Origin of the sequence: Thermosynechococcus sp. OHK43, from assembly GCF_014466085.1 — a bacterium.
Lineage (GTDB): Bacteria > Cyanobacteriota > Cyanobacteriia > Thermosynechococcales > Thermosynechococcaceae > Thermosynechococcus.
The window spans coordinates 1-14,014 of the sequence record NZ_JACOMP010000233.1; the positions used below are offsets into that span (position 1 = coordinate 1).

14 protein-coding genes are annotated in these 14,014 nt (G+C 53.0%); 4 read left to right on the forward strand and 10 right to left on the reverse strand.

The annotated features are described in order from the left end of the window. Positions 1–1,542, reverse strand: a 1,542-nt coding sequence (locus H8Q75_RS09835; RefSeq protein WP_297041374.1) for an alpha/beta hydrolase, incomplete at its 3' end; no start/stop codon positions are given. Positions 1,543–1,912: 370 nt separating this feature from the next. Here H8Q75_RS09835 and H8Q75_RS09840 point away from each other — a divergent pair. Next, complete coding sequence (locus tag H8Q75_RS09840; RefSeq protein ID WP_024124766.1) at positions 1,913–2,677, forward strand: DUF928 domain-containing protein; 765 nt, start codon at positions 1,913–1,915, stop codon at positions 2,675–2,677. Here H8Q75_RS09840 and H8Q75_RS09845 read toward each other — a convergent pair. From H8Q75_RS09845 to H8Q75_RS09855, 3 genes are all read right to left on the reverse strand, one after another. After that, complete coding sequence (locus tag H8Q75_RS09845) at positions 2,674–3,513, reverse strand: fatty acid desaturase (RefSeq protein WP_024124767.1); 840 nt, start codon at positions 3,511–3,513, stop codon at positions 2,674–2,676. The genes H8Q75_RS09840 and H8Q75_RS09845 overlap by 4 nt on opposite strands. Before the next feature lie 88 nt (positions 3,514–3,601). Next, on the reverse strand, positions 3,602–4,984 hold the full coding sequence (gene hemN / locus H8Q75_RS09850; protein WP_024124768.1) for an oxygen-independent coproporphyrinogen III oxidase: 1,383 nt from the start codon (positions 4,982–4,984) through the stop codon (positions 3,602–3,604). Between the two features lie 38 nt (positions 4,985–5,022). Continuing rightward, complete coding sequence (locus tag H8Q75_RS09855; protein WP_024124769.1) at positions 5,023–5,754, reverse strand: biliverdin-producing heme oxygenase; 732 nt, start codon at positions 5,752–5,754, stop codon at positions 5,023–5,025. A gap of 272 nt (positions 5,755–6,026) precedes the next feature. Here H8Q75_RS09855 and acsF point away from each other — a divergent pair, with 272 nt between their 5' ends. Next, positions 6,027–7,091, forward strand: a complete 1,065-nt coding sequence (gene acsF, locus H8Q75_RS09860; RefSeq protein ID WP_024124770.1) for a magnesium-protoporphyrin IX monomethyl ester (oxidative) cyclase — start codon at positions 6,027–6,029, stop codon at positions 7,089–7,091. Here the strand turns inward: acsF and H8Q75_RS09865 are convergent. Together H8Q75_RS09865 and H8Q75_RS09870 are read right to left on the reverse strand one after the other, a co-directional pair. Continuing rightward, on the reverse strand, positions 7,088–7,399 hold the full coding sequence (locus H8Q75_RS09865; protein ID WP_024124771.1) for a DUF3181 family protein: 312 nt from the start codon (positions 7,397–7,399) through the stop codon (positions 7,088–7,090). The genes acsF and H8Q75_RS09865 overlap by 4 nt on opposite strands. Positions 7,400–7,512: 113 nt before the next feature. Further along, positions 7,513–7,932 carry a photosystem I reaction center subunit II PsaD gene (locus H8Q75_RS09870; protein ID WP_024124772.1) on the reverse strand — a complete coding sequence of 140 codons (420 nt, stop codon included), beginning with the start codon at positions 7,930–7,932 and terminating at the stop codon, positions 7,513–7,515. A 395-nt stretch (positions 7,933–8,327) separates the two neighbouring features. Between H8Q75_RS09870 and H8Q75_RS09875 the strand changes: the two genes are divergently transcribed. After that, positions 8,328–8,963 carry a YqiA/YcfP family alpha/beta fold hydrolase gene (locus H8Q75_RS09875; protein WP_297041375.1) on the forward strand — a complete coding sequence of 212 codons (636 nt, stop codon included), beginning with the start codon at positions 8,328–8,330 and terminating at the stop codon, positions 8,961–8,963. On the opposite strand, the gene H8Q75_RS09880 is transcribed toward H8Q75_RS09875, so the two are convergent. Next, positions 8,948–9,934 carry a methyltransferase domain-containing protein gene (locus H8Q75_RS09880; RefSeq protein ID WP_041429087.1) on the reverse strand — a complete coding sequence of 329 codons (987 nt, stop codon included), beginning with the start codon at positions 9,932–9,934 and terminating at the stop codon, positions 8,948–8,950. The two genes, H8Q75_RS09875 and H8Q75_RS09880, sit on opposite strands and share 16 nt — an antisense overlap. A gap of 245 nt (positions 9,935–10,179) precedes the next feature. Here H8Q75_RS09880 and ribBA point away from each other — a divergent pair, with 245 nt between their 5' ends. Then, complete coding sequence (ribBA, locus tag H8Q75_RS09885) at positions 10,180–11,823, forward strand: bifunctional 3,4-dihydroxy-2-butanone-4-phosphate synthase/GTP cyclohydrolase II (RefSeq protein WP_157869775.1); 1,644 nt, start codon at positions 10,180–10,182, stop codon at positions 11,821–11,823. 189 nt (positions 11,824–12,012) lie between these two features. On the opposite strand, the gene H8Q75_RS09890 is transcribed toward ribBA, so the two are convergent. The 3 genes from H8Q75_RS09890 to H8Q75_RS09900 all read right to left on the reverse strand — a co-directional run. Further along, positions 12,013–12,600, reverse strand: a complete 588-nt coding sequence (locus H8Q75_RS09890) for a 4'-phosphopantetheinyl transferase superfamily protein (protein ID WP_024124776.1) — start codon at positions 12,598–12,600, stop codon at positions 12,013–12,015. 1 nt (position 12,601) lies between these two features. Further along, positions 12,602–13,039: a hypothetical protein gene (locus H8Q75_RS09895; protein WP_024124777.1), complete on the reverse strand. Its 438-nt coding sequence runs from the start codon at positions 13,037–13,039 to the stop codon at positions 12,602–12,604. A 277-nt stretch (positions 13,040–13,316) separates the two neighbouring features. Next, a partial coding sequence (locus tag H8Q75_RS09900; protein ID WP_297041376.1) for a Gfo/Idh/MocA family oxidoreductase occupies positions 13,317–14,014 on the reverse strand: 698 nt, incomplete at its 5' end.

Consider the following 14,014-nt stretch of genomic DNA (forward strand, 5'->3'; position numbering starts at 1 on the left):
GTGCAAGCGTAAAAAGGCCAAGCTCAATCCTCGGAGATAGGCGCGCGATCGCGGGGGTGTGGCCCCCACAAGTGCCTTTGGTACAGGCAGCACGGGTTCATTGGGACTGGTCTCACCAATTGTCGAAAAATGGGTCGCATTGTCCATCAACACCAAGTAGCGATCGCGCCCTGTTAGCCACGTAAAGGGATAAATTTGCTCCTCCACAGGGGGGGCGATCGTATCGTTACTGGCTGCAACCAACATCACAGCAGCCTTTAAGTGCCCCAAAGATTCAGGACTAAAAAGAGCACTGGTAATCGGGTTAACAGCAATTACCGCTTGCACCCGGGCATCCTCTAGGGCATAAACCTTTGGGGGTAATGCTTGCGCTTGGCATTGGAGCAGCAGTGACACATTGAAGGAGTGAAGGACAGTTCTTGTACAGTGTCGCCGTAGTTGTTGAAAATCCAATCGTGCCCCTGCCAGGGCCAGAGCGGTGTAGCCCCCAAAGGACTGACCAATTACTGCCACCCGCTCCAAGTTGAGCTGCCCTGCCCAAGGGTAGAGTTGCTCAGGAAATGCCGCCAAACGATTGAGGACAAACGTGACATCGAGGGGGCGATCCAGAAATTCTTGAGCCGCCATCCTTGGACTAACATAGGCCATGGGAAAGGACATGACCTGACGGGCTGAGCTACCAACATGCTCAAGGGCAATCACCGCAAACCCATGGGAAGCCAGATGCTGACACAGATAGCGATAGCTGTAGCGGGTTGCCCCCAGTCCATGGGAAACAATGACCACTGGAACCCGCTGTCTCACAGGAACGATGGGTAGATAGAGATCCGCTGCAATGGGGCGGGAATGTCCCGTTAACTGCAACCGCTGAGGCGATTCATCTACCGCTGTCCAAGGCATCTCTAGCCACCGCCAAGGGCCCGGTTGAAGCAGTGATTGCACACTTGCAGGGATAGCTTCTGTCTGATTTGCGATCGCCTGTTGACGGACAACATTCAGAATTATCTCTGTTTTGTGGATGGTGTGCTGGAAATTTTTGAGAATCGCGAGGCCTTCCTTGAGGTCAAAGCGAATACTGGGGGAGGGGTAGTGGCGCATCACACTCAACACGGTGAGACCATGGGGATCAGTGGCAGCGAGAATCAGCGCCGCTCGCAGTGCAAGGGCATTTTCTTGACGGCTTTGGGTTTGGAGAATCCGCCCCGCTTGCACCATGAATTCTTGACCTAGGGGGGAGTACAACAGTTGAGCAACAGCCACGGGGGACAATCGCAGTCGTTCTTGTAAGGCCAATCGTAATTGCTGCCGGTGCACAGGGGGCAATAGCCGTAAATAGCTAATAAGTTTTGGAGAGGCTTGGCCAGTGGTAGCAAAGTATTCTAAATCAGCAATGGGGAGCGATCGCTCGAAGGGGCCATAGCGAAAAATAATTCGCTCTGCTGCCGTTGCCGACACCCCCCCTGATCGCACCCAAAAGAGGCTGAGACCCACCACGACAGTGAGAGGGGGCAATAGAAACCACTTAAGGGAGAGGTTATTCACAGCGAGGAGTCACGCAATGCCACTCAATCAAAAAAACTGAGATAAATAGTGGAAACAGCGCTCAATAAAAAAATCTATAGGCACTTTCCAGTATAGATACAGCTCTTTGCTAGTATGCCGGCTGCTGCAATCGTCTCCCCATCACTTTGGAACTGCTAAGGTGCTGTCCTCGTCCTAGGGACTACTGAGGTTGTGAGCCAGCGCAATATCCGTAGGTGATGGACATCATCACCCCCTCGTTGGTGCTATCACCCCGCAGCCCCCACCAAACTCCTATGGTAGTAGTGGAGCAGGTAGGGAAATGACCAAAGATGAACGAGAAGACCCCCTGACACCTGCCGCTACCGTTTTTCAGTAAGGATATTGACCTATGAAACGACCTATTTTTACGTCACTGCGATATTTCGTTCCTTGGAGCTTGGCCGTACTCATCCTCAATGCAGGTCTGAGTTGGGCAGGATTTACACCCCCCCGCAACCTATCCCGTCCGGGGAATCGTGAGGGGGCGGCCACACGCGGCGTCTGTAGAGTGCAAACCGCAGCAGACGAACCTGATCTAACAACCCTGGTGCCTGCGAGTAATATTGGCTTGACGGCAATGAATCGCCCCCCGTTTTACTGGTATTTACCCGCCAATAATTACCAAGCTCTCGAGTTTGCCCTCTTTCAGAGCCTTGCCGATGGCAGGCAGGTGCCAATTTACAAGCAACAGTTTCCGATAGCCAATCGTCCCCGCCTAGACAGTATGACCTTGCCAGGTGAGGTGCCGCCCCTACAGGAGGGGGTAGACTACCGCTGGACGGTGACTCTGATCTGTAACCCCAATGACCCCGATCCCTCCCAGATACGCTTTGCGGAAGGCTGGGTACAACGGGTCGCTCTGCCCGCAACATTGGAAAAACAACTCCTCAAAGCCAAACCCCTGCAACGGTACGATCTATTGGCTAGCCATGGCCTTTGGTATGATGCCCTCGATGCGTTGGTAAAACTGCGGCAGGAGCGGCCCAATGACATCAAGGTTAACACTCTTTGGAGAGAGTTAATGACCAGCGAGGCCGTCGGTCTCAATCGGCTGAGTAACCTGGCGATCGCCCAACGCAGCCGCGGCAATGCCCAACGTAGCCGAGGCAATTAGGACAACGCTGTGGGCGGCGGCAACTGTACCTTGGCGGCAAGACCCAGTCCTTGGAGTGTGCGAATCACCCACCAGGTGGGATCCACTTCCCACCAGTACCAGCCCGCCTTGGCCACGTGGGGATAGGCATGGTGGTTGTTGTGCCAACCTTCGCCATAGGTGAGGAGGGCTGCCCACCAGAGATTGCGTGAGTTATCCTCGGTCTCAAAGCGACGATAGCCCCATTTGTGGGTGGCAGAGTTAATCAACCAAGTGCTGTGCCAAAGAAAAACGGCTCGCATAAACATCCCCCACAACAGCCAGGACCAACCCCCTAAGCCATAGAGGAGCAGCGCAAGGGGAAGCTGCAGGAGTAAAAAGTAGCGATCCAGCCAGCGGTAAAAGGGATCTCGTGTTAAGTCGGGGGCAAAGCGGGCATACTCCTCGGCATTGAAAAACCGGGACTGCGGATAGACAAGCCACAGCATATGGCTCCACCAAAAGCCCCGCCGTGCTGAGTAGGGATCCTTAATCTCGTCCTCGGTGTGGGCATGGTGCAAGCGGTGCCCTGCTACCCAAAAAATCGGGCCTCCCTGCATGGCCAAGGCACCCACAACAGCAATGACGTACTCCAGCCACTGGGGCACTTGGAAACTGCGGTGACTTAAAAGACGATGGTATCCCAAGCAAATACCGATACTGCCAAAGAGCCAGTGCAGAAAGATCGTGACGGCTAATGCTGACCAGGAGAAAAACAAAAGAGCAGCCGCGGCTAAAAGATGTACCGCCCCTAAAAAGAGGACAAAGCCCCAATTGAGGCGGGGGGTCTGGGGTTGCAATTCTAAGGATGATGTCATAGATACTCCTCAACACCGTTTGTGAGTTTAGACACGAGTTTAGATCTAAGGATTCTGGATTACCCAGAAAAGGGTAGAGGCAAGGGGGCTAAATGGCCTTAGAAAATGTCCTACCAGATTTTTGTTGCAGGTAGGCATCAAAGACGGCGGTAATGTTGCGGATCAGGAGTCGTCCTACGGGGGTGACCTCTAGGCGATCGCGCCCCAAATGAATGAGGCCATCGGCAGCCAATTCCCGCAGCGCCGCTAACTCGGGGGCAAAGTGGGTATCAAAATCGAGATTAAACTGGCGGGCGATCGCTGATTTGTCGAGGGTAAATTGGCACATCAGTTCCATGATGATCGTGCGGCGCAACAGATCTTCACGGTGCAGTTGAATGCCGCGTTCTGTGGCCAGCTGACCCGCAGCAACATCACTAAAGTAGGTGGCTAAGTGTTTCTGATTTTGGGCATAGGCCTCCTGCAACATACTGATCGAGGTGAGGCCAAAGCCAATCAAATCTGCGGTTGGCAGTGTTGTGTAACCCTGAAAGTTGCGCTTGAGCGTCCCTGCTTCCTGGGCGATCGCTAGCTCATCGGTGGGCTTGGCAAAGTGATCCATGCCAATGTACCGATAGCCTTGGCTAGTTAGCATTTCAATCACCCGCTGCAAAATCGTCAGTTTGGTTGCACCATCGGGTAGGGTGGTGGGGTCAATGCGCTTTTGGATGGGTTTCAAATTGGGTAGATAGGCAAAGTTAAAAACAGCAATGCGATCGGGGTCAAGGCGCAGCGTTTTCGCAATAGTGGCTTCAAAGGATTGGACGGTTTGATAGGGCAAACCATAGATGAGGTCAATGTTGACACTCTCAAACTCAGCGGCGCGGATCCACTCCATCACTTGAAAGAGCCATGTCTCAGGCTGCACGCGATTCACTGCCAGTTGCACTTGGGGATCAAAATCCTGCAGGCCAAAGCTGATGCGATTGAAGCCCAGGTTCCGCAGCTGCAAGAGGTAATCACGGTTGATGTAGCGGGGATTTACCTCAATGGAAATTTCCGCATCGTTGGTAAATTCAAAGTGCTGAGTGAGCGTCTGCCACAGGGATTCCACTTGGTCAATCGTGAGGTAGTTGGGAGTACCGCCGCCCCAATGCATTTGAATCACGGGACGAGTGCGATCCAGCCGTGCCGCCACTTGAGCAATTTCTTCCGCCAAGGCATCCAAGTAGGTTTTGGCAATAGTTTGGCTTTGGGTGACGATGACGTTGCAACCGCAAAAATAGCAAGCGGTCTGGCAAAAGGGAATATGCACGTAGAGGGACAGGGGTCGGTGCCCTTCGTTACTCCGCAGTAGCTCCCGCTGGAAACAATGGCGATCAAAATCGGGAGTAAATTCGGCAGCCGTGGGGTAACTGGTATAGCGAGGCAAAGGACGATCGTATTTTTGCAGCAGTGCCCCATCGAATTGGATTGGCTGAACCACACTCATGGATGTTTGCAAGCTCCTAACAAGATCAACAGTGGGTCTTAGATGGCAATGGCCTCAGGACGGGGGTGCTCCCGCCGACTGGGCTGGTTCTCGATAACCACGGCCTGCCACGTCTGATCGCCAATGGTGGTTTTTAACTCCGACTCAAGGGCGTGCATGAGGTTGCAGTTGAGGGCAAAGGCAAAGTTGGCTTCCTTAACAATGCGGGCGATCGCTTCCTCGTCGAGGCCAAGACTATCCAAAGTTTCCCGATACCGCTGCTTAAAGGCTTTCTTGTCTTCCGGGGACGGTAGTGCTGGAAACTCGTAAAAGGCGGTGCCCTTGCCTTCGGGAAGCGTCAACTGCGAACGCACGATTTTACTCAGGGCTTGTCCCCCAGAGAGATCCCCCATATAGCGGGTGTAGGAATGGGCAATGAGCAACAGAGGTTCACTTTGGGCCACCTCATGAAGGCGACTGAGGTAAACGCGGGTGGCCGTAAGGGGAGTAATCTGATCGCGCCAATCCTCGCCGTAGTAGAAGGCCAAGTCCTGGGCCAGTTGGCCACTGCGGTTGAGTTCGGGGAAGTAAATAGCGCGCACCGGATCGCCCTTGGCACTAGCTAAGGCCGCCTCCAGCTCGGTGTAAACAAAGTAGAGGTTAGCCAAGAACTGGCGGAAGAGACTAGGGGTAATCAACCCGCGTACAAAACATTTCATGAAGGCGGTGTGCTCAGCCAAGGTGTGAGCCTCAGCCGTTCCTTCCCGCAGCGCAAGGGAGAGGACTGTCATACCTGTAACTCCTGAAATTGGTTTTAACAATCTTTTTTGAATAAGTTTATCCTGCCAACGGGGAATGGCCGTGGACTGAACAGGGTCAGAATGGCAGGCTATTGGCGAGTATTACTTTTTAACCATATGGCTGTCAAGTGAAACTTCAAAAAACATAACAAAACTGCCTACTTTTGCAACATCGTCAAGGTGGTTATTGACCATCCTCAGGGATATAGTATAGTAAAACGGTATGACCTGCATAGGTTTAGTTCTATAGGAGTAAGAGGCTTATGGTGGCGATCGCCCCCCATCCTGATTCAGGCCAGAGCGTTAAAACCATTCGTGAAAACCTTTTAACCCCCCGTTTTTACACAACAGATTTTGAACATGCAGCAAAACTTGACCTCAGTCGTCAGCAAGAACAACTGGAAGCGATGTTGGCGGAAATGCGGGCAGACTACAACCGCCATCACTTTGTCCGCGATGACTCCTTCAAAGGCACTTGGGACATCTTGGATGCAGAGACCCGCAAAGCCTTTATTGACTACCTTGAGCGCTCCTGTGTCTCTGAGTTTTCAGGGTTTTTGCTCTTTAAGGAACTCTCGCGCAAGCTCAAGAATCGTAACCCCCTTTTGGCGGAAATCTTTCACCTGATGGCGCGGGATGAAGCGCGGCACGCCGGCTTTCTCAACAAAGCTATGATGGATTTTGGCCATGCCATGGACTTGGGCCACCTCTCCAAGACGCGCACCTACACCTTTTTCCCCCTGCCCTGGGTACTCTACACCGTTTATCTATCAGAGAAAATTGGCTACTGGCGCTACATCATCATCTACCGTCATCTTGAAAAGCACCCCGAACATTCCTTCTACCCCCTCTTTAACTATTTTGAAAGTTGGTGCCAAGACGAAAACCGCCACGGCGACATTTTCAAGGCCTTGATCCACTCCCAACCCCAATTGATTCAAGGCTGGGGCGCCAAACTGTGGATGCGCTTCTTCCTGCTGACGGTGTTTGCCACCCATACGCTGACGGTGCATGAGCGTGCCAAATTCTATGAAGCCCTTGGGTTTGATGCCACAGCATTCGATCGCGAGGTGATTGCCAAAACCAATGAAACAGCGGCCCGTACTTTCTCTGTGGTGCTCAATGTCGATCACCCTGAGTTTTATCCGCGTCTGCAACGCTGTGTTGAAATCAACAAGAAACTACAGGCAATTGAAGCCAGTCATCAACCAAAGTGGCTGAAGGCATTACGGAAACTTCCCCACCAGTTGGCGATCGCGGGTCATCTCCTGCGCATTTATCTGCTGCCCCCCATCAATGCCCAACAGGAATGGGGCACCGTCCACTAAGAGTCAAGCTCCTCTTGGCGAAAACGGTTGAGCAGTTCCACCAGCAATTCTTGGTTGGCCTTGGGAATCAAGCGATCCAGGGAAAGGAATTGCTGACCCCCGCCAAGGGGAACTGAGACCTCCTGCAAGACGCTAGCAACCTGTGCCGAACTCATCTCCCCCTGTTCTAAAAGGGGTAAAAAGGCTTCCGCAAGAGGGGTTGCTAGCTTTGCATCACCAAGGTATAGATGCCATTTAGCAACATCCATATAAATATCACGGCCAATTTCAGCCGCCAGGCGTTCAATTAAAGGGGTGCGACTCAACACCTATCACCTTCCTTCAGGACTCCCGTTGACCCTAGGTTAGCTCAAAAGAATACCCCCTATGGCTCAACCATGGGGGCGATAATAAAGAACAATAAAGAACGTTCAGCACCGACCTATGGATCGTAGGGCTTTTTGCCAGTGAACTTCAGTTGCGAGGGGTTGGGATTCTGGCCAATGGAGCGAGGCACAGAGTTGACCGCTTCCCGCCCTTGGTTGACTTTCTCAGGGAAAACGCCATCCTTGGGATGGATCAATACCGTTTCGCCATCGGGGAAAACACGATAGATTTTGTAGTCGTTAATTTTGCGGGGACGCAGTTGTTGAGCAGCTAGGGCAAGGCACTGCTCCTTACGGGCAAGGTAAACGAGATTTTCACCTTCACGCATAACAGCAGCCCCAGCCGTCGGCATTTCAAAAACTTGCTCTTTGGGGCTTGTCCAAGTGATGGCGTATTTCTCTTCGGTATCCGCTGCGCTGAGGAGGCCGCCGGTGCTGCCACCATAGAGCGGGGGTTGCCCAGTGAGTGTTGTCATGCGTTCGATCCTCAATCTCTGACGTTGTTATCCTTAAGATTGGCTAGGTACAACCCTTTTCTTGTATATGGGATACATCAAGGGGATGCACTCCTTTCCCATGGGGGCCTTCGCAGTCTTGAGCGTTTGCCACCATTGCGAAAAGGGTTATAACCAGATTCAACGGCATCGTAGCATTGAAATCGCTGGATTGATGCGACTTGTGAGAAACTGTAACAGTTCGTTCATGATGACTCATTGTGATTGGGTTATTGGGTTATTGGGCTATTTGATCCGGATTCTGACTGATTACCAATGATCACCCTTGAACAACCTATGGCTAAGGGGAAATTTGTTAAGATTATTGACAAAGTACAACAAAAATATGTCCACTCCTCCCCAGGGATCGTTGAGCAATGCAATATCTCTACCTCCATGGATTTGCCTCGTCGCCGCGCTCGAGGAAAGCCCAGTATTTTCGCGATCGCTTTGAGGAACTTGGTCAACCGCTACTCATTCCTGATCTCAATCAGGGGGACTTTTTTCACTTGACCCTGAGTCGCCAAATTGAACAGGTAGAAGCACTGCTTACCCCCGAAGAACCGATCACATTAATTGGCTCTAGTTTTGGTGGCTTGACGGCTGCTTGGCTTGCCGAAAAACATCCCCAAGTGGTGCAGCTGTTTCTTTTGGCTCCTGCCTTTGAGTTTGCTATCCAGTGGCTGCCGCGTCTCGGGGATGAATATCGCCGCTGGCAAACCACGGGGGTTTTAGAGGTCTATCACTACACTGAAGAACGCCTACTGCCCCTTAGCTATGGCTTTGCCAAAGATTTACTGGAGTATGACGATCGCCAGCTCCAGCGCCCTGTGCCCACGCTCATTTTCCATGGCCTTCAGGATGAAGTGATTCCCATTGACACTAGTCGTCGCTACTGTGAAGGTCGCCCTTGGGTCAGTCGGGTAGAATTGGACAGTGATCATGCCCTCAAGGAAGTACAGCCTGCCATTTGGGGCATGATGTATCCCATTATTTATCAGCAGTTAACTTGAGAGGCGGGGTCAAGGGAGACAGCGGGAATCTCCGCCCGTACGGCGCGAAACATACCAAAGCGGCAGAGTCCCATGCCAAAAGCAATCCGCATCAGCAGGAATGTGGGTACCTCCCGCAAGGATTTCACTAGCCCCGCTAGGCCAAAGCGAATCAGTCCCTCTGGCCGCACAATTCCCTGCCAAATCGAATCTAGCCATGAGGGGAGCGTTTCCTGTGTCCAGTCAGCAGTAATTACTTCTCCAGCCACTAAACCCGTTGCTGCCAGGGCCTCGGCAAAGCCTTCCATGCTGGCAAAGGCGGGGTGTGCCCATTGATCCAAGAGCTGCCGCATCATCAGCCGCTCCCAGATGTTCAAGGGCTGCTGGCGATCGTCCCGCTGGTTCCAATCGGCAACCACCAGAATTCCCCCAGGCTTCAGGACACGGAGTAATTCTTTAGCGAACTGCTGTTTATCGGGCATGTGGGGACCGGCTTCAATTGACCAAACCACGTCGAAGCTGGCATCTGGAAATGACAAAGCCAGAGCGTCATCGAGTTGAAACCGAACATTCAGATCCCCAGGAGTGAGTTCTCGCGCCCGCCGTACCTGCTCAGGGCTAATCGTAATTCCAGTAACATGAAAGCCATAGTCACGGGCCAGGATACGACTGCTCCCGCCAATACCACAGCCGACATCCAAGACGGTTGTCCCCGGCGGCAGGCGATCAAGACCAGCCCAACGCACCATTTCATGGACAAAATCTACCTTGGCTTGGCGAAAGTCCTTGGGACGAGGGGGCAACCCATAGTGGCCAAGGTGAATATGCTCACCCCAGTAAAATTCAAGAATGCCGTCATTGGTCCAGTTGTCATAGGACTCGGCCACGGAGCGGGCAGACTCGTACTTGCGGGGAAACAACAGGTAAAGCGCTAAGCCCAGCAGGACTAAGGTACCAACAGTGATAACCACTATGAATCCTAAGTGAGACATGCAGCAGATTGCCTAACGAAACCTTTCACTATGATGACGAGGTTTTCAGCATTTTCACAAGGGAAAGAACCACGGATGGGTTTTCGTGGGAGATTGGACGATCTTCAATACTATCTTGAAAAGTTATCTTGGAAAGTTGGTGCAATCCTACTGAGTGGTGCGGCGGGCCCCCAATCGTTGTGAAAAAGGCTGTAACTTAGTAATAAGAAGCCTTAGGAATTCTGGAAGTAACTACCTTGGCGGATGTGCCTGTGTTTGACTCCATTGAATCAGCATTAGAAGCCCTGCGGCGCGGCGAAGTGATTGTGGTGGTGGATGACGAAAATCGCGAGAATGAAGGGGATCTGATTGGGGCTGCCGAGCGTGTGACCCCCGCCATGATTAACTTCATGGCTGTTCATGCACGGGGACTGATCTGCCTCGCCATGGAGGGCGATCGCCTCGATGAATTGAATCTGCCCTTAATGGTGACAACAAATACCGATAGCAATCAAACTGCCTTTACGGTGAGTGTTGATGCCGGTGCCCGTTGGGGTGTGACCACAGGTATTTCCGCCGAGGATCGCGCCCGCACGATTCAAGCCTTGATTGATCCGAGCACGCAACCTCAAGATCTACGTCGCCCTGGTCATGTTTTCCCCCTGCGATCGCGCCCTGGGGGAGTTCTCAAGCGAGCTGGCCACACCGAGGCGGCAGTGGATTTGACACGGTTGGCGGGTCTTTACCCAGCGGGTGTGATCTGTGAAATTCAAAATCCCGACGGCACGATGTCGCGGCTGCCCCAACTCATGGAGTATGCCCGCACCCACCAACTCAAAATCATTAGTATCGCTGACCTCATTAGCTACCGTCTCCAACATGAGCGCTTTGTGCGCCGCGAGGCTGTGGCCAAGCTACCGACGGAGTTCGGTGAATTTCAAATCTATGGCTACCGCAATTCCCTCGATCAATCGGAGCACGTCGCCATTGTCAAAGGGGATCCCGCCACATTTAGCGAGCAACCCGTACTGGTGCGCGTCCATTCTGAATGCTTGACGGGCGATGCCCTTGGTTCCTTGCGCTGTGATTGTCGGATGCAACTGCAGGCGGCTCTGAAAATGATTAACGCCGCCGGTCGGGGTGTGGTGGTTTACCTGCGGCAAGAGGGACGGGGGATTGGGCTGGTCAACAAGCTGCGTGCTTATTCCCTGCAAGATTTAGGCATGGATACGGTGGAGGCCAATGAGCACTTGGGCTTTCCAGCGGATTTGCGCAATTATGGCGTCGGCGCCCAGATCCTCAACGACTTGGGGGTGAAGCAGATTCGCCTGATTACCAATAACCCCCGCAAAATTGCTGGGCTCAAGGGCTATGGCCTTGAAGTGGTGGATCGGGTGCCCCTGTTGATTGAAGCGACCCCCTACAACACCCCCTACTTGACGACCAAGGCAGAGAAACTGGGGCATCTGCTGCTGCAAACTTACCTGATGACGGTGGCCTTTCGCTGGCAGGAGTCGCAATTGGATGCGGGCGATCGCTACGAACGACTGGAAAAACTGCGTCATCTGGCCGCAGGCGTCCATTTGCTGTTGCGCGAAGAAGCTCGGCCCGTTGCTCAAGCCATCTTTGGGCATCCTGACCTCATTGTTCACTTTGGCTTTGACCAGCCCCATGTGGCCGATCGCCAGTGGTATAAGCAGCCGGAACATCCCTATGTGCTTGCGGTGCAAACCCTGCTGCGGCAATTTTGCCAATGGCCAACGCTAAAAGGATTTGAGTTTCTGGTGGCCACGGGCACCGATCCAATGCTCAACCTACCGATGGATCTGGATCGCCAAGCCTACACCCAACAGTCTCCCAGTGAGTGGCAGCCTCATCTGATCTATTCCTGGTCTGCAGCAACCGGTTAAAGCATCAAAAAGCATGAATGGGTATCTTGGAGCATGGACAGCAGGGCTGCGATGGTGGGATTGGGAAAAGGCCAAGGTTCAACAATCCGTTTTCGGCATGACTGCTGGTACTCCTGTTGAGGCTGGCAGGGCTTTTGGCTAAGATGACGCTGATGACGCTGCTTATAATTTATAAGTGTAAACCTCAATTCAATCCATCGCTTCTGGCCGCAAAAAGAAACACTGGGGCGGCGTTGGCGTTAGCACAACAACACTGGCAATGGCGCGATCGCCCACAGGGAAACTAGCTACCCAATGCTCTAAAGGCTGAGCCGCTGCCCGCTGCCATACCCCTATCCCCTGAGCCTTGAGCCACGCTTCATAGTAGGTCCAAGCCTGGAGAAAGGAGCGATCGCCCCCCTCGACGATTCTTTGTTGCAGCGCAGCCCCAAAAAACCGCCGACTAATCGCTGCACGTTGAGGACAGAGGCGCAAGATTTCAACATCTACCCCTACAGGAGCCCTCCCACTCACAGCCAACACCGCCAATTGGCCACTATGGCTCCAGTTAAACTCCAACCCATTCAGATAGGGCTTACCCCCGGCAGCACGCGGCAAAGGCTTCTCTCCAAGATGAGGTTGATAGCGTCGTAAATAGGCACGGAGAATCACCCCACGGGGCACATCAGGGGGAAGTGTTAGCCACCAAAGATGCAGCGCATAGGAATCTAGGGTGAGGTCGGGGTGTGGCGCCCGCCATTGAGGGGCAACAATCGGGGGCAGGGGACAATCCCACACATTAAAGACTGAGGCGTTTTTTTAGGGACAATAGGTGAGTACGGGGATTAATTGGGCTATGGGGCAAGGGTAATTCAAAATTCGGCCAATTGGTTAGACTCGCACAGGGACAGTGTAGAGGGGGCAACCCATGACAAGGTAGGGGCACAGGCATCTGGCAGCGGGCGCAGGGGCTAATCTCCCAACAGTCGCCCAGTAGCTGGGTAATTGTCTCCGTCGTGTCTTCGAGAAAGCACTCTCCTGCCTGACCAGAGATCACATAGGCCCAGCAAGCCTCAAAGGCTTGACTGTAGCGATCGCCCTGAAGAACCGGTTGTGGCAGCACCGTATGCTCTCCACCCCAAATACAAAGCCGCTTCCCCAACTGAAACCAGTAGGCCAGATAGGACTTGACCTTTGCTTGGGCTGCCAAAAAGGCACAGTCTTCTATCTCCGTCATTGATACCACCCTCGCTAGTGTACTTACTACCCTAGCGCAAGGGAACGAGGGTCGCAGATCGGCTTAGCTCATCCGCTGCTAGGATTCAAACCAGTAGGAAAGTGAGGATCAAGTCGTTGCTTGCAGGTATTCAGGGCAATTCCCCAGCCGGCCTAGATAGCCTAACGCCTACCCCACATCTCGTCCAATAACCCACACCCTGAATTTTCAATCCCAGTCAGAAGTCCTCAAGCCCATTAGATTTTTTCAATGGATTAACTAACCTCAGTGGCCCAGCTTAACGCATGAGGGGCGCCAAGGCGGCATCTAACTGTCCCCAACTGTGGCCATCAAGGGCTAACTGCTCGATGAGACTGGCCAAGCGCAACGCTTTGAGGGCCTGTTCCCCACCCACCGACGGGGGTTGACCGCCACGAACGCAGTTGACAAAGTGCTCCAGCTCCGCATGGAGAGGTTCAATGTTACTCGTATAGACCTTCTCAATTAGGCCGTCTTGGCGGTAAAGGACTTGGCCATGATCGGCACTGCAGGATGCGGTGGTTTTGCGGTGAATGAGAATCTCATTTTTGAGGAAATCCGCCTCTGTGAGGGAATTTTTGCAGTGGGCAGCAATGCGCCGTTGCTTGCGGTGGGTGACTTTACTGGCAGTGAGAGTGGCAATAATACCGTTGGCAAAGCCCAAGGTGGCCGTCACGTAGTCTAGATACCCGGAGTTAGCAGAGCGACTGCCGGCGGCCGTCAGGCGCACCACAGGTGAATTGGTGAGTTCCAATAACAGGTCAATGTCGTGGATCATTAAGTCAAGAACCACTGAGACATCATTGGCGCGATCGGAGTAGGGACTCATGCGATCCGCCTCAAGGGCAAGGATTTCCTCCGTGCGCAGGACTTTGCTCAGCTCTTGAAAGGCAGGGTTAAATCGCTCAATATGTCCGACTTGGAGGATGCATTGGCACTCCGCTGCCGCGTTAACAA

Excerpts from the sequence above, each read along its gene's own strand:
- H8Q75_RS09840 (WP_024124766.1), top strand. The coding sequence starts at position 1,913 with ATGAAACGACCTATTTTTACGTCACTGCGATATTTCGTTCCTTGGAGC.
- H8Q75_RS09845 (WP_024124767.1), bottom strand. The coding sequence starts at position 3,513 with ATGACATCATCCTTAGAATTGCAACCCCAGACCCCCCGCCTCAATTGG.
- hemN (WP_024124768.1), bottom strand. The coding sequence starts at position 4,984 with ATGAGTGTGGTTCAGCCAATCCAATTCGATGGGGCACTGCTGCAAAAA.
- H8Q75_RS09855 (WP_024124769.1), bottom strand. The coding sequence starts at position 5,754 with ATGACAGTCCTCTCCCTTGCGCTGCGGGAAGGAACGGCTGAGGCTCAC.
- acsF (WP_024124770.1), top strand. The coding sequence starts at position 6,027 with ATGGTGGCGATCGCCCCCCATCCTGATTCAGGCCAGAGCGTTAAAACC.
- H8Q75_RS09870 (WP_024124772.1), bottom strand. The coding sequence starts at position 7,932 with ATGACAACACTCACTGGGCAACCCCCGCTCTATGGTGGCAGCACCGGC.
- H8Q75_RS09875 (WP_297041375.1), top strand. The coding sequence starts at position 8,328 with ATGCAATATCTCTACCTCCATGGATTTGCCTCGTCGCCGCGCTCGAGG.
- H8Q75_RS09880 (WP_041429087.1), bottom strand. The coding sequence starts at position 9,934 with ATGTCTCACTTAGGATTCATAGTGGTTATCACTGTTGGTACCTTAGTC.
- H8Q75_RS09895 (WP_024124777.1), bottom strand. The coding sequence starts at position 13,039 with ATGACGGAGATAGAAGACTGTGCCTTTTTGGCAGCCCAAGCAAAGGTC.